We start from the raw sequence: 13,934 nt of genomic DNA, 5'->3' as shown, positions 1-13,934 counted from the left end.
ACCCCCCTCCCCACACACTCCGCCCGGCGGTGCGAACGTCCTGTCGCGCCAGCCTCGCACCGTCGGGCGGTAACAACCAGAGCGCCGAGTCACGGACGGTCCCGTGACTCGGCGCTTTGTCGTGTCCCGGCGCTCAGCGTGCCGGCGGCACGAAGGTGGGCCGCAGGGCGGGCGGCAGGTCGGAGTTGCGCCCGAACACCTGGATGTGGTCCGGATTCATGTCGTCGTTCTCCCACGTCGCGAGGAACCCCTCCGACAGCAGGAGCACGATCAGCGCACCCTGCATACGGGTACTCGTCGTTGCGAAGCGCCGGACGGCCGGCGCCTCGACGTCGCCGGCGAGGAAGGCCTCCCTCGCCGCTTGGGCCATGCCGGAATCGGGCGTCCAGCTGACGGAGACGGCCGCCGACGCCAGCTCGGCGTCGGCGTCGACCATGACCCTCGGACCCGTCCGGCCCGGGCCGTCGGGCGCGTCCTCGCGAAAGGCGGGCAGGCCGGCGTCCCGCAGGACCCGGACGACCTGGTCGGCCAGCTCTCTGCGGACGGCGAGGACCTCCTCGCAGGCACGCGGGTGTCCGAGCTCGGTCATGTCTCCCCCTCGTCAGGCGTCCGGCCCGGCCGGGCCGGAGCCCGGTCAGCATCGCACGGTCGGCAGGGCCGGGGCGGGGCCGCTGCCAGTCGGTGTCGGCGCCGGGTTCGGTGTCCAGGCAGCGGCGGTCGAAGAGCAGCATGCCGAGGAAGAACCGCCCTCCCAGGACCAGCAGGCCGGCCACGACCACGACGGGGACCAGCGCCTCCCGCGGGGTCACGAGGACGAACGGCGCGAGCAGGGTCCAGGCCGGCGCGCAGACCGCGACCGGCAGTTCGAGGCGGCCCAGGTCGAAGGCTCCCTCGCGGCGGCCCGGCCGGCGGCGTACGGCCAATGGTCGCGCCGCCCGGTCGCCGGGAGCGGCGTCCGGGTACGGGGGTCCACCCGCCGCAGCACCCGGTGCGCGGGGGACGCTGCGGTGGGGGTCCTTGGCCTCCTCGGCCAGGCGCGCGGCGGCGGCCGGGCCCGGCCAGTGTCCGACGGCGGGCCGCCGATCCCCGGCCGGTGGCGGCCGACGCACGTGAGGAGGCCCGAACGGACGCGGCGACCGGCCCCGTACGGCGGCGGAACGCGCTGCGACCCCCGCCCTCCTCACGGAGGGACGGGGGTCGCAGCGTACGGCCGGAGCCGGTGATCAGACCTGCAGGGCCTTGATCGCGGTGGGGGCGTGACCGGGCTCGGTCGCCAGCTCCTCGAACTCGGTGACGTCGCTCATGTCGACGGTCTTGCTCATCGAGATGTTGGTGACGCGCTCCAGGATGGCCTCGACGACGACCGGGACCTGGAACTCCTGGGCCAGCTTCTTGGCCTGCTCGAAGGCGGCGCCCAGCTCGTTCGGGTCGGTGACGCGGATGGCCTTGACGCCCAGGCCCTCGGCGACCTTGACGTGGTCGACGCCGTAGACGCCGATCTCCGGGGTGTTGATGTTCTCGAACTCGAGGTTGACCTCGAAGTTGATGCCGAGACCGCCCTGCGCCTGACGGATCAGGCCCAGGTAGGCGTTGTTCACGAGGACGTGGACGTAGGGGACCTTGTGCTGGGCGGCGACCGCCAGCTCCTCGATCATGAACTGGAAGTCGTAGTCGCCCGAGAGCGCGACGATCGGGGTCTCCGGGTCCGCGGTGGCGGCACCGATGGCGGCCGGGATCGTCCAGCCGAGCGGGCCGGCCTGGCCGCAGTTGATCCAGTGGCGCGGCTTGTAGACGTGCAGCATCTGCGCGCCGGCGATCTGGGAGAGGCCGATGGTGGTGACGTAGCGGGTCTCGGGACCGAACGCCTTGTTCATCTCCTCGTAGACGCGCTGCGGCTTCATGGGGATGTTGTCGAAGTGCGTGCGGCGCTGCAGGGTGGCCTTGCGCTCCTGGGCGGAGGCGGCCCAGGCGGAGAAGTCCGGCAGCTTGCCCCCGGCCTTGAGCTCCTTGGCGACCTCGATGAAGAGCTCCAGCGCGGCCTTGGCGTCGGAGGCGATGCCGAAGTCCGGGGCGAAGATCTTGCCGATCTGGGTGGGCTCGATGTCGACGTGGACGAACTTGCGGTCGCCCAGGTACGCGTCCAGGTTGTAACCGGTGTGGCGGTTGGCCCAGCGGTTGCCGATGCCGAGGACGACGTCCGACTCCAGGAAGGTCGCGTTGCCGTAGCGGTGCGAGGTCTGGACGCCGACCATGCCGGCCGCCAGCTCGTGGTCGTCCGGGATGACGCCCCAGCCCATGAGGGTGGAGATGACCGGGATGTTGGTCAGCTCGGCGAACTCGACCAGCAGGTCGGAGGCGTCGGCGTTGATGATGCCGCCGCCGGCGACGATCAGCGGGCGCTCGGACTCCAGCAGGAAGCTCAGGGCCTTCTCGGCCTGGGCGCGGCTGGCCTGCGGCTTGTAGACCGGCAGCGGCTGGTAGGTCGCCGGGTCGAACTCGATCTCGGTCAGCTGGACGTCGATCGGCAGGTCGATGAGGACCGGGCCGGGACGGCCGGAGCGCATGAGGTGGAAGGCCTGCTGGAACACGCCGGGAACCTGCGCCGCCTCCAGGACCGTCGTGGCGGCCTTGGTGACCGGCTTGGCGATGGAGGCGATGTCGACGGCCTGGAAGTCCTCCTTGTGGAGCTTCGAGACCGGAGCCTGACCGGTGATGCACAGGATCGGGATGGAGTCCGCGATGGCGGAGTACAGGCCGGTGATCATGTCGGTGCCGGCCGGGCCCGAGGTACCGATGCAGACGCCGATGTTGCCCGCCTTGGCGCGCGTGTACCCCTCGGCCATGTGCGAGGCGCCCTCGACGTGGCGGGCGAGCGTGTGGTTGATGCCGCCCACGTTCTTGAGCTCGCGGTAGAAGGGGTTGATCGCAGCACCGGGAACACCGAACGCTTGTTCGACACCCTCAAGCTTGAGGATCTCAACTGCAGCAGCGGCGGCTGTCATACGAGGCATCAGGTTCTCCTGCGGGTCTGGCGGTCAGGCTTTTCCGTCATCCGGAAGTTTTGTTCTGCTATACGGAACAAGCTAAGCGGCGTCTTCTTCGGCGTCAAGGCGGTGGGGGACCCCGGAAGGCACCAAAAGCCGCATCTCGCTTGACGACTTGTACAAATCACCGATCCGCCGGCGGGAACGGGGCTGAATTGGCGCGCACGCTCCCCCCGGCGGTCGCCGGTGGTGGAGCATGGACCTACGCAGGGCGACGGAGGGGGTCAGGGGTCATGGCGGAAGCGGTACCGGTGCGCTGCCCGGCGTGCCTGCGCGAGAACGGCTACACCGCGCCGGTCTTCCCCTGCGCCTGCGGTAGCCCTGTCCATCCCCCGCTGGACCTGTCGGCGCCACCGGTGCTGCTGACCCACCGCACCTGGTCGGACAGCTGGGTGGCGGTGCGGTGCACGACGTGCGGCCGGGAGAGCGAGTGGCCGCACCCCGAGCTGGGGTGCGGATCGTGCGGCACGGTGGTGCGGCTCCCGGTGCATCCGCTGGAGCGGCCGGAGCCCGGTACGGGGCCGGGTGCCGGGCCCGGTGCCGCGGCGGATCCCGCGGGCGCGGCGGGCCGGGCGGCGGGCCGTCGCGGCGACGGCCTGGCGGACGCCCGGGACGGCGACCCGGCCGGTGCCCCGGGCGACGCCCGGGCAGAGGTCCGGGGCGGTGCCGCGGCCGGTGCTCCGGGCGACGGGCGTACGGGTGGGCCCGGGGGCGGCGGCCCGGCGGCGGGGCCCGACGTGAACCCGGCGCACATACCCCTGCCGCCGACCGCGGCGGTGCCCCGGCCCGCGTTCCGGCCGGTGACCATCCGTACGGCCCGGGACGCGGTGGCCACCGCCGCGCTGTACCTGCGCTGGCTCGGCTTCCAGGACGTACGGCAGCCCGACGGGCGTCCGATCCCCTCGGCGGCGGTGGACCTGCGGGCTCCGGGGCTGGTGGCCCAGGTCGACCCGACCACCGCGCCGGCCGGGCTGCGGGCGGTGGAGTGTGTGTGGCTCAACGGACTCACCGCTTCCGCGACCAGCGTCTACTTCTCCCTCGCCGGATACACGGCGGACGCCCGCGACCGCGCGGACGAACTCGGGATACCGCTGTTCGTCATGGACCTCACCGGCATGCCGCAGCCGGTCAACGACCCGGCGGACGAGCTGGTCGGATCGGGGGCCTGACCGGCGGGACACCCCCTGACCACCCTTTAGGCTCGTGGCACTACCCGCTGCCTGCCGAGGAGAGTTCCGTGAGCCTGTACGACATCCCGCTGACCACCCTGTCCGACGAGCCCACCAGCCTCGCGGCGCACAAGGGCAAGGCGATCCTCCTGGTGAACACCGCGTCGCAGTGCGGGCTCACCCCGCAGTACTCGGGACTGGCCCGCCTGCAGTTCGCGTACGAGGCGAAGGGCTTCACGGTCATCGGCGTGCCCTGCAACCAGTTCGGCGGGCAGGAGCCCGGCAACGCCGACGACATCCAGACCTTCTGCGCGGCGGGCTTCGGCGTCACCTTCCCGATGCTGGAGAAGTCCGAGGTCAACGGCGAGAACCGGCACCCCCTGTACCAGGAGCTGGTGAAGACCCCCGACGCGGAGGGCGAGGCGGGGGACATCCAGTGGAACTTCGAGAAGTTCCTGATCTCCCCCGCCGGTGAGGTCGTGGCGCGCTTCCGTCCGCGCACCGAGCCGGAGGCGCCCGAGGTCATCGCCGCGATCGAGGCGCACCTGCCCGCGTAGGGACGCGTGTACCGGCGGGGCGCCCCGCCGGTCCGGCCTGCCCGCCCCGCCGCATCAGCCCAGGTCGGACTCCCGGTACTCCGCGGCGGAGCCGGCCGCCGTGAGCTCCCGCAGCTCCACCCGCCGGATCTTGCCGGACACGGTCTTCGGCAGCTCGGCGAACTCGATGCACCGGATCCTCTTGTACGGGGACAGCACGGTGCGGGAGTGCTCGAACAGCACCCGGGCGGTCTCCGGGCCGGGCTCCCATCCCGCCGCGAGGGTGACGTACGCCTTCGGTACCGCCAGCCGCAGCTCGTCCGGGGCCGGGACGACGGCGGCCTCGGCGACCGCATCGTGCTCCAGCAGGGCGCTCTCCAGCTCGAACGGGCTGATCTTGTAGTCGGAGGCCTTGAAGACGTCGTCGGAGCGCCCGACGTAGGTGAGGTACCCGTCGGCGTCCCGGGCGGCGATGTCGCCGGTCCGGTAGAGCCCGTCCGCCATGGCCTCGGCGGTGCGGTCCGGGTCGTCCCGGTAGCCGGTCATCACCCCGGCGGGCCGGACGCGCAGGTCCACGCAGAGCTCGCCCTCGTCGGCGGACTCCTTGCCGGTGACCGGGTCCAGCAGGACGATCTCGTAGCCCGGTGCCGGCCGGCCCATGGAGCCGGGCTTGACGGGGACGCCGGGGAAGTTGCCGACCTGGAGGGTGGTCTCGGTCTGGCCGAAGCCGTCGCGGATGGTGACGCCCCAGGCCTCGCGGACCTTCTCGATGACCTCGGGATTGAGCGGCTCGCCGGCGGCGACCGCCTCGCGCGGGGGCCTGGCCAGCCTGGTGAGATCGGACTGGATCAGCATCCGCCAGACGGTGGGCGGGGCGCAGAAGGTGGTCACGCCGTGCCGGTCCATCTCGGCCATCAGCCGCTCCGCGTCGAAGCGGGCGTAGTTGTGGACGAACACGGTCGCGCCGGCGTTCCAGGGAGCGAAGAGGTTGGACCAGGCGTGCTTGGCCCAGCCGGGCGAGGCGATGTTGAGGTGCACGTCGCCGGGGCGCAGACCGAGCCAGTACATGGTCGAGAGGTGCCCGATGGGGTACGAGGCGTGCGTGTGCTCCACGAGCTTGGGGCGGTCGGTGGTGCCGGAGGTGAAGTAGAGCATCAGGGGGTCGGTGGCGAGGGTCTCCCCTTCGGGGGTGAAGCCGCCGACGGCGTCCGGGGCGTCGGCGAGCCGCAGCCAGCCGGCGGGGACCTGGTCGACCCGGTCCCCTGCGGCGATCCGGGTGTAGTCGCCCGGAACCTCGTCGAACTTGGCCGTGTCCTCGATCCGCGCGACGACGTGGCGCACGTGTCCCCGCTCGACCCGGTCGCGCAGGTCGGCCGGGCCGAGGAGGGGGGTGGCGGGGATGACGACGGCGCGCAGTTTCATCGCGCCGAGCATCACCTCCCACAGCTCGCGCTGGTTGCCGAGCATGACGAGGATCCGGTCGCCGGGCGCGACGCCCTGGCCGCGCAGCCAGGTCGCGGTCGCGTCGGAGCGTACGGCGAGCTGCGCGAAGGAGAGGGCCTCGCTGGTGCCGTCCTCCTCCACGATGCGCAGGGCGTCGGCGTCGTTGCCGGCGGCGATGTGGTCGAACCAGTCGAGGGCCCAGTTGAAGCGGTGGGGACGGGGCCAGGTGAATCCGGAGTGGGCGGCTTCGTAGTCGCCGCGCCGATCCAGCAGGAAGTCCCGCGCGGCGAGGAACTGTGCGGTGGGGTCGGCGGTGGCGCTGCTGCGGGCACTTTCGGTCGTCATGGCAGGTATCGTGCCGCGTTCGGTGTACGGACCACCAGGGTTGCGTCAGCCGTGAGTTGACCGTCGCGGGGCGACGAGGCTGCGGGTCGGCGGCCCGGCGCGTGTCAGCGGCGGATCGGCGCGAACCGTACGGGGGACGCGGCGGTCCCGGCCGGCAGCCCGCCCATGTCGGCGATCAGCTTCTCCCCCTCGGCGACGATCTCCTCCTGCGCCGCCTTCGGCACCCGGCCGAACAGCTCCACGGTGAGCACCCCGCCCTCCAGCCTCCACAGCCCGGCCAGGAACCCGTCGACGAGCAGGGTGCAGTGGGCCTGGTTCCCCGTCCAGCTGCGCCCCTTGACCTCGGGCGGGACCACGCGGGTGCGGTCGGCGTGCGACAGCAGGAGGTTGTCGAACTCCGGGAGGAAGCGGGGCGGCGCCGGGGTGTCGGCATCGGGGCGGGGCGCGTCGGGCAGGTCGAAGAGCTCCACGCCGTTCTCGTCGCGGAAGACGGCCAGCTGGGGCCGCAGCCGTTCGAAGGCCTCGCGCAGCCGGGTCACCCCGGCCCAGGTCTGCATGTCCTTGACGGAGGCGGGCCCGAACGCGGCGAGGTAGCGCAGTACGACGTCGTCCACGGGCTGCGCCGCCCCGGCGGGCTCGCCGAGCCAGTTCTCGACGGTGGTGAGCCGTACCTGCCCGCTGCGCCCCCACACCCCGCGGGGCGTGACCTGGACCAGCGGCAGCAGGCAGCGCGCGGCGACGGACAGGGACTGCGGGTCGGCGTCGGGCCATTGCCGGAGCAGGTCCTCGCGGATCTCGGCCATGGTGCGCGGCTCGCCCTCGACGAAGGCGCGGGCCCGGTGCGCCAGCCGGTCCAGGTCCACGCCGTCGAGACCCTTGCGGAAGTAGGTGACCTCGCGGTCGCGGGCCGGCTGGACGAGGGGGCGCAGGGTGAGGGCGTCGTGCGCGGTGTGCGTGTGGATCGTCGACCGCATGGTGACCATCCGTACGACCTCGCGGGACTCCATGAGCCCGGCCAGTTCGGCGGGCTCGAAGCCGACGAGGCGGGCGTGCAGCTGGAAGTACGGGGGCTTGACGTTCTGCGCCTGCAGCCCGAGGAGGTGGGCGACGGCGTCCCGCGCGGACATCTCGGCGCGGCCCAGCAGCAGCTGGCGGGCGAGCGTGGCACGGTTCAGTGCGCGGGTGTCGAGTACGGGATGTGTCGTCCTGGAAGCCATGACAGCAAGCTAGCCCTCCTTGCGGACACCTTCTGTCCGCAACTCCACATCGAGGGTCGGCGGGAACTCGACCGTGCCCGCACCGTGCCCGCACCGCGCCCGCACCCCGACGCCTTTTCCCCCTATATCCTGCCCCTTGCCCGTAAACACACGTTCGACCGGGAGCTGACCTGCGATGCCGGAGCGCCCTCACCGCCGCCCCTCGCCGCCGTCCGGCGCGAAGCGCTCGGGCTGGCGGCGCCCCGCCTCCCCGGCGGATGCGTCGCCGTCCGTACCGCCGTCCGCACCGCGACCGGCTCCGGCCGCCCCCACTCCCCCGGACCACCGCAGCGTGATCGACTCGGCCGTCTACCGCGACGGCCGCCGGGTCGCCTCCCCGGCCACCCTGGCCGAAACCTTCCGGCAGCTGCGCGAGGAGCCCGACGGGATGGCCTGGATCGGCCTGCACCGGCCGACGGAGCCGGAACTGCACTCCCTCGCGGCCGAGTTCAACCTCCACGAACTCGCCGTCGAGGACGCCCTCGAAGCCCATCAGCGCCCCAAGCTGGAGCGTTACGGCGACACCCTCTTCGTCGTGCTGCGCGCCGCCCGCTACCTGGACGCCCAGGAGGAGGTGGAGTTCGCCGAGCTCCACGTCTTCGTCGGCCCGGACTTCCTCATCACGGTCCGCCACGGCAGCGCCCCGGACCTCTCGGCGGTGCGCCGCCGCATGGAGGCGAACCCGGACCTCCTCTCCCTGGGCCCGGAGGCCGCCCTGTACGCCATCCTCGACGCGGTGGTCGACGGCTACGCCCCGGTCGTGGAGGGCGTCCAGACGGACATCGACGAGATCGAGACGGAGGTCTTCCGCGGCGACCCGGCGGTCTCCCGCCGCATCTACGAACTCTCCCGCGAGATGGTCGAGTTCCAGCGCGCGACCCGCCCCCTGGTCGGCATGCTCCACGGCCTGATGGCGGGCTTCGCGAAGTACGGCACGGACGAGGAACTCCAGCGCTACCTCCGCGACGTGGCGGACCACGTCACGCACACGAGCGAACGCGTCGACGGCTTCCGCCAGGCCCTGACCGAAATCCTCACGGTGAACGCCACCCTGGTCTCCCAACAACAGAACGCGGAAATGCGCGCCCTGGCCGAAGCCGGCTTCGCACAGAACGAGGAGATCAAGAAGATCTCCTCGTGGGCCGCCATCCTCTTCGCCCCCACCCTGGTCGGCACGATCTACGGCATGAACTTCGAGGACATGCCGGAACTCAAATGGGCCGGCGGCTACCCCTTCGCGATCCTGCTGATGGCAGTGGTCTGCACGAGCCTGTACGTCATCTTCAAGAAGCGGGACTGGCTCTAGACCAAGCAAGCAACCAACCGCATCGCCTGCCGCAGCACGCGCCCGACGGGCTCCTCACGGACGGCCAAGCGGCCTCGACGGAACGGGTACGCACGGGAGATCCTCAGTCGACGGTGAAGCTCCAGAAGATGCCGACTTCCGTGGCGGAGAGAGCGATCACACCACAATCCAGTACGCGGCTGGTGAAGCACTCATAAGCACCCTCTCGGCGGAACATATCGGCATCGGGATTCTCTCGCGCCGTCGCCGCGTTGGTGAAAAACAGCGCGTCTTCTCCGAATCTTTCCAGGATCGTTCTCGCGTGCGAGGTCAGCTCGGCTTCTCGCGCATCAAAATCCGGAATGTCCTCTGTTTGGAACCAATCACCTTGGAGAGTGACCAGGATCTGTTCGGCGCCCCTCCTGGACACAGGGAATGCCGTGGTGAAGTCTCCTCGCGTGACAGCAGCGAACGGGCTGCCCGGGCCGGTGCCGTCATCGCGCCCTCCCGGTGCCGCGGCAGCCTTCGACCAGCCACGCGGATCGTCCGTCCGCAGCTGCATGACGTCGAGGGCGTCCAGGCGCCAGTCATCGCGCCGCCGCGCCCCCACGGCCGCGAACATGCCCTCCCCGAAAAGGGTCCGCACCGAACGGCTCCACGAGGTGGCGTCAATCTGAGTCAAGGGCCTTACCCCGGTTCTCCACGTGCGCACTCTCAGAACGACCCACACATTGCCACGACGTCAGACCTGACGGTGGCCGCGGGTCGCAGCATGGATCCTGGCCGCCGGCGGGAGACGTCCGAGGTCCTGACGGGCCGCACGGAACTCAAGTGGGCCGGTCGGAACTGACGCGTGGTCACCTGTCACGACCTGCGGCATTAAGCTGACGCAGCACACGAGTTCCTTCCAGAACGTGAGCCTGGACAGCCGGGAGCACATCGCGAAGAGGAACGGGGGCGAGCAGCGCATCCGCATCGTCCGTCCGGAACCGGATGGGTACTGATGACAGCCGCCCCCTCCTCCCCCGCACACGTCCACGACGGCGACGGCGACGGCGCTGCACGCCCGCGTGCCGTCACGTTCGCCACCGTGGCCGCGGCACTGGCGGTGCCGTTCCTGGTCGTGGCCGGTGTGGTGACCTCCCTGTACACGCAGGAGATCCAGCACGAGTGGGCCGACCGGCAGCGGGAAGCCTGTCGGGAGCTGCCCTTCCCCGTGGCGGAGTACGCCGCCGGGTGGGCCGGTGTTGTCCTCGGCGTGGCGGCGGTGGTGGTGTACGCGCTGCTCGCGCGGCGGCTGCGCGGCCGGTACGGCCTCCGGCTCGGGGAGACCTGGCCGGGCCTGCTCGCCGGCACCACCGTCTGGTTCGGCGTCCTGGCGATTCCGATGGAGCTGGTCCAGCTGTACGCCGTCCACTCGGCCGCCGCGGCGGGGATCAACCTCGGCGACGGGTGCTAGGGGCTCTTGCCGATCAGGCCGGATCAGGGAGCGTCGGATCGCGCCGTGGGGTCTCCCCAGGCCCGAAGGGCCGAGGGGAAGGATCGCGAGGCGGACGAGGGAGGCGACGCGGAGCGTCGTCGACCGAGGACGACGCGGCGAGGCGCGGCACCACCCGCGACGATTTGCCCGGATTCTCGGCAGGCAAGCGCCGGGGGTAAACCTGCATATAGCGGACGGCGTATCGATCCAGACGACCTTGTGAAACAACCTTTAGGCCGGGGCCGGCCAGGCACGCGGCGGTTCAGAGCTTTCGGAGGGCGGGGAGCAGGGTCGAGTGGGCCCAGGTGAGGAAGGGCTGCTGGTGGTCGCCCCCGATCTGGATCAGGGCGACCTCGGTGAAGCCGGCGTCCGCGTAGTTGCGGACCGCTTCGGTGACGGCCTCCACGTCATCGCCGCACGGGACGTTCTCCGCGACGTCCTCGGGGCGGACGTGCCGGGTCGCCTCGGCGAAGGCTGCCGGGTCCGGGAGTTCGGCGTTGACGTGCCAGCCGCCCAGTGCCCAGCGGAACTGCTCGTGGGCCCGGCGCAGCGCGGTGTCGCGGTCGGGGTCGTAGCTGATGGGCAGCTGCCCGATGCACGGCTTCCCGGAGCCGCCGTGCTCGCCGAACGCGGTCACCAGGTCGCGTTCCGGCGCGACCGCGACGAGGGCGTCGCCGAGGCGTCCGGCCAGTGCGCAGGAGGTGGGGCCCGAGGCCGCGATGCCGATCGGCGGCGGTACGTCGGGGAGGTCCCACAGTCTGGCGTCCTCGACGTCGAAGTGGGTGCCGTGGTGGTTGACGCGGTCGCCGTCGAGGAGGGAGCGGACGATGCCCACCGCCTCTTCGAGCCGTTCCAGGCGTACGTGGGCGGCCGGCCAGCCCGGGCCGACGACGTGCTCGTTGAGGTTCTCGCCGGAGCCGAGCCCGAGCCGGAACCGCCCCTGTGACAGGAGCTGCATCGTGGCGGCCTTCTGCGCGACCACCGCGGGGTGGTAGCGGAACGTCGGGCACGTCACGTACGTCATCAGCGGGATCCGGGTGGTGGCCTGCGCGGCGGCTCCCAGCACGCTCCACGCGTACGGGGCGTGGCCCTGGGAGTCCAGCCAGGGGAAGTAGTGGTCCGAGACGACCGAGAAGTCGAAGCCCGCACGCTCGGCCGCCACCACGTGGTCGACCAGGTCCCGGGGGCCCGCCTGCTCGGTCATCATCGTGTATCCGATGCGCACCATGCCCCGGCGCCTAACCGCTGCCGCCGCGCCGAAACCTGCCGGCTCGCGGCGGGCGGGCATGGGGACGGCGTTCCTGGGGAGCCGCACCGTAGGAAGGCGGTGAGCGGCCATGGCACACGTGACGGTGGAGGGGACCGAGGTCGTCGTGCGGCTGGGGCTGCGCGAGGGCCTGGCCGCGCGGCGGCGGCAGGTACGCGTACCCGTGTCGGCGCTGCGGGAGGTGCACGTCGAGAGGAGCTGGTGGCGCGTGCTGCGCGGCCGGGCCGGTCACGGCACGTGGGCCCCGGGACGGTGCTCGGGGGTGCGCAAGAGGCCCGACGGCGAGGACTTCGTCGCGGTGAGGGCCGAGAGCACCGTGCTCTGCCTGGAACTGGACGCCGGGGCGCCCTACCGCCGGGTGGCGGTCTCCGTCCCCGATCCGGAGCGGGCCGAACGCGCGGTGCGCGCGGCCATGCCCGGGGGCCAACCTCCGGAATCGCCGGACCCGCAGCCGGACCCGCCGCAGCACCGGCCGCCGCTCCAGCACGAGGGCGGTACGGCCGACGATCACGGCAGGCCCCCGGGGGTCGGCTCGCGGACCGGCAGCGGCGCGGGGCAGCCGCCGCTCGACGACGAACGGGCACTGCGTGCCAACGCGGACCGGGTGCGGCGTGAGCACGTCGTCCCCCGCCACCCGGACGGCCCCGAAGAGGCGCCCTAGAGAATGGCCGGCGGCCCCGCGGCGAGGGCGTTTGGGCGGCGTCGGAGGGGTAGCCGCAGGACAGGGACCGGCACGCACGGAAGGAGTGTGAGCGGTCATGGGCGGCAGCAGCAGCAAAGACGACGGGACCATGGGCGGCGGCACGCGGGACGCGGGTCCCACGCCGGGCAGGGAGCGCGACGAGCGGATCCGCGGCCGGTCGCCGGATCCGGAGCGGATGAGGACGGGCGGCCGGCCGCGCACCCCCGACGAGGTCGCGCACGAGAGGGGCCGGGAGGACGCGACCATGCGGGACGTGATGCGGGACCTGGACGAGCAGGACCTGGACGACATGCGGGACGACCGCTGACCGGCCCTTTCCCTCGCCGTCCCCCACCGTCCCCACCGTCCCCACCGTCAGCAGATGCGCGGCAGCTGCTCGCCGACCGGCAGGTCGACCACGCGGGTCCCGCCGAGGGCGGTACGCGCGACCACCAGGCCCGGGTGGGCCTCCACGGCCTCCCCGATCACCGCCGCGCCGCGGCCCAGCGGGTGCGCCCGCATGGCGTCCAGAACGGCCTCGGCGTGCTCGCGCGGCACGAACGCGACCAGCTTGCCCTCGTTCGCGACGTACAGCGGGTCGAGGCCGAGGATCGCGCAGGCGTTGGCGACGGCCGCGGGGACGGGGACGCTCCGCTCGTGGATCACCACACCGGTGCCCGAGGCGGCCGCGATCTCGTTCAGTGAGGCGGCGAGGCCGCCCCGGGTGGGATCGCGCAGGACGTGCAGGTCGGGGGTGACGGCGAGCATGCTCTGCACGAGACCGCCGAGGGCCGCGCAGTCGCTCTCGACGTCCACACCGAACTCCAGGCCCTCCCGGACGCTCATGATCGCCACGCCGTGGAGCCCGATCCCCCCGCTGACGATCACGACGTCGCCCGGCACGACCCGCTGGGGGCGCAGGTCCACGCCGTCGGGGATGATCCCGATGCCGGCCGTGTTGATGTAGACGCCGTCACCGTGACCCGACTCGACGACCTTGGTGTCGCCGGTCGCGATCTCCACGCCCGCCGTGCGTGCGGCGGCGCCCATGGTCTCGGCGACCCGCGCCACCACGGACATCTCGACGCCCTCCTCCAGGATGAAACCGCAGGACAGGTACGCCGCCCGTGCTCCGCTCATGGCCAGGTCGTTCACGGTGCCGTTGACCGCGAGGTCACCGATGCCGCCACCCGGGAAGAACAGCGGGCGCACCACGTAGGAGTCGGTGGAGAAGGCCAGCCGGACGCCCCCGAGGGAGACGGCCGCCGAGTCCCCCAGCTGGGCCAGCACCTCACCGCCGAAGGCGGGGGCGAACAGGTGCTCGACCAGCTCGGCGGAGAGTGCGCCACCGCCTCCGTGGCCCATCACCACGCGCGGGCGGTCGCGCAGGGGGGCCGGGCAGGTCCAGCCCGTGATGTCGAGGGTGG

General features: G+C 72.1%; 13 protein-coding genes. 6 read left to right on the top strand and 7 right to left on the bottom strand.

Annotation, left to right across the window (positions count from 1 at the left end):
- Positions 1-133: 133 nt before the first annotated feature.
- Both IG86_RS0131860 and gcl read right to left on the bottom strand, forming a co-directional pair.
- The gene (locus tag IG86_RS0131860) at positions 134-589 is read right to left on the bottom strand and encodes a hypothetical protein (protein ID WP_030822340.1); all 456 of its coding nucleotides are present in this window, start codon (positions 587-589) and stop codon (positions 134-136) included.
- 634 nt (positions 590-1,223) lie between these two features.
- Positions 1,224-3,011 (bottom strand): glyoxylate carboligase, encoded by a 1,788-nt coding sequence (gcl, locus tag IG86_RS0131850; RefSeq protein WP_030822335.1) that lies wholly within the window; start codon positions 3,009-3,011, stop codon positions 1,224-1,226.
- A 266-nt stretch (positions 3,012-3,277) separates the two neighbouring features.
- Between gcl and IG86_RS0131845 the strand changes: the two genes are divergently transcribed.
- The gene (locus IG86_RS0131845) at positions 3,278-4,213 is read left to right on the top strand and encodes a hypothetical protein (RefSeq protein WP_030901524.1); all 936 of its coding nucleotides are present in this window, start codon (positions 3,278-3,280) and stop codon (positions 4,211-4,213) included.
- A gap of 68 nt (positions 4,214-4,281) precedes the next feature.
- Positions 4,282-4,770 carry a glutathione peroxidase gene (locus tag IG86_RS0131840; protein WP_030822329.1) on the top strand — a complete coding sequence of 163 codons (489 nt, stop codon included), beginning with the start codon at positions 4,282-4,284 and terminating at the stop codon, positions 4,768-4,770.
- Between the two features lie 54 nt (positions 4,771-4,824).
- On the opposite strand, the gene IG86_RS0131835 is transcribed toward IG86_RS0131840, so the two are convergent.
- A complete protein-coding gene (locus IG86_RS0131835) occupies positions 4,825-6,537 on the bottom strand; it encodes an AMP-binding protein (protein ID WP_030901521.1) in 1,713 nt (570 codons plus the stop codon).
- A gap of 104 nt (positions 6,538-6,641) precedes the next feature.
- The gene (locus IG86_RS0131830) at positions 6,642-7,754 is read right to left on the bottom strand and encodes a winged helix DNA-binding domain-containing protein (RefSeq protein WP_030901519.1); all 1,113 of its coding nucleotides are present in this window, start codon (positions 7,752-7,754) and stop codon (positions 6,642-6,644) included.
- A 175-nt stretch (positions 7,755-7,929) separates the two neighbouring features.
- Between IG86_RS0131830 and IG86_RS0131825 the strand changes: the two genes are divergently transcribed.
- A complete protein-coding gene (locus IG86_RS0131825) occupies positions 7,930-9,099 on the top strand; it encodes a magnesium and cobalt transport protein CorA (protein ID WP_030901516.1) in 1,170 nt (389 codons plus the stop codon).
- A gap of 103 nt (positions 9,100-9,202) precedes the next feature.
- Here IG86_RS0131825 and IG86_RS0131820 read toward each other — a convergent pair whose 3' ends face one another.
- Positions 9,203-9,760, bottom strand: coding sequence for a hypothetical protein (locus tag IG86_RS0131820; protein WP_157854944.1), 558 nt, complete (start codon positions 9,758-9,760; stop codon positions 9,203-9,205).
- Between the two features lie 321 nt (positions 9,761-10,081).
- Here IG86_RS0131820 and IG86_RS0131810 point away from each other — a divergent pair, with 321 nt between their 5' ends.
- Positions 10,082-10,537 carry a hypothetical protein gene (locus IG86_RS0131810; RefSeq protein WP_030822230.1) on the top strand — a complete coding sequence of 152 codons (456 nt, stop codon included), beginning with the start codon at positions 10,082-10,084 and terminating at the stop codon, positions 10,535-10,537.
- A gap of 283 nt (positions 10,538-10,820) precedes the next feature.
- Here the strand turns inward: IG86_RS0131810 and IG86_RS0131805 are convergent, their stop codons facing one another.
- Positions 10,821-11,786, bottom strand: a complete 966-nt coding sequence (locus IG86_RS0131805; protein ID WP_030822223.1) for an LLM class F420-dependent oxidoreductase — start codon at positions 11,784-11,786, stop codon at positions 10,821-10,823.
- Positions 11,787-11,895: 109 nt separating this feature from the next.
- Between IG86_RS0131805 and IG86_RS44045 the strand changes: the two genes are divergently transcribed.
- Both IG86_RS44045 and IG86_RS0131795 read left to right on the top strand, forming a co-directional pair.
- On the top strand, positions 11,896-12,486 hold the full coding sequence (locus IG86_RS44045) for a hypothetical protein (protein ID WP_063761585.1): 591 nt from the start codon (positions 11,896-11,898) through the stop codon (positions 12,484-12,486).
- A 97-nt stretch (positions 12,487-12,583) separates the two neighbouring features.
- A complete protein-coding gene (locus tag IG86_RS0131795) occupies positions 12,584-12,835 on the top strand; it encodes a hypothetical protein (protein ID WP_030901508.1) in 252 nt (83 codons plus the stop codon).
- Between the two features lie 47 nt (positions 12,836-12,882).
- On the opposite strand, the gene hypE is transcribed toward IG86_RS0131795, so the two are convergent.
- Positions 12,883-13,872 carry a hydrogenase expression/formation protein HypE gene (hypE, locus tag IG86_RS0131790; protein ID WP_208864287.1) on the bottom strand — a complete coding sequence of 330 codons (990 nt, stop codon included), beginning with the start codon at positions 13,870-13,872 and terminating at the stop codon, positions 12,883-12,885.
- Between the last annotated feature and the right edge of the window lie 62 nt (positions 13,873-13,934).

Source organism: Streptomyces virginiae (assembly GCF_000720455.1).
Taxonomy (GTDB): domain Bacteria; phylum Actinomycetota; class Actinomycetes; order Streptomycetales; family Streptomycetaceae; genus Streptomyces; species Streptomyces virginiae.
Note: the sequence above shows the minus strand (reverse complement) of the source record. Positions and strands in the feature narration are given on the sequence as shown.

Coding starts and splice junctions, on each gene's coding strand:
- IG86_RS0131860 (WP_030822340.1), bottom strand. CDS start 589: ATGACCGAGCTCGGACACCCGCGTGCCTGCGAGGAGGTCCTCGCCGTC.
- gcl (WP_030822335.1), bottom strand. CDS start 3,011: ATGCCTCGTATGACAGCCGCCGCTGCTGCAGTTGAGATCCTCAAGCTT.
- IG86_RS0131845 (WP_030901524.1), top strand. CDS start 3,278: ATGGCGGAAGCGGTACCGGTGCGCTGCCCGGCGTGCCTGCGCGAGAAC.
- IG86_RS0131835 (WP_030901521.1), bottom strand. CDS start 6,537: ATGACGACCGAAAGTGCCCGCAGCAGCGCCACCGCCGACCCCACCGCA.
- IG86_RS0131830 (WP_030901519.1), bottom strand. CDS start 7,754: ATGGCTTCCAGGACGACACATCCCGTACTCGACACCCGCGCACTGAAC.
- IG86_RS0131825 (WP_030901516.1), top strand. CDS start 7,930: ATGCCGGAGCGCCCTCACCGCCGCCCCTCGCCGCCGTCCGGCGCGAAG.
- IG86_RS0131810 (WP_030822230.1), top strand. CDS start 10,082: ATGACAGCCGCCCCCTCCTCCCCCGCACACGTCCACGACGGCGACGGC.
- IG86_RS0131805 (WP_030822223.1), bottom strand. CDS start 11,786: ATGGTGCGCATCGGATACACGATGATGACCGAGCAGGCGGGCCCCCGG.
- IG86_RS44045 (WP_063761585.1), top strand. CDS start 11,896: ATGGCACACGTGACGGTGGAGGGGACCGAGGTCGTCGTGCGGCTGGGG.
- IG86_RS0131795 (WP_030901508.1), top strand. CDS start 12,584: ATGGGCGGCAGCAGCAGCAAAGACGACGGGACCATGGGCGGCGGCACG.
- hypE (WP_208864287.1), bottom strand. CDS start 13,872: ATGGGCCACGGAGGCGGTGGCGCACTCTCCGCCGAGCTGGTCGAGCAC.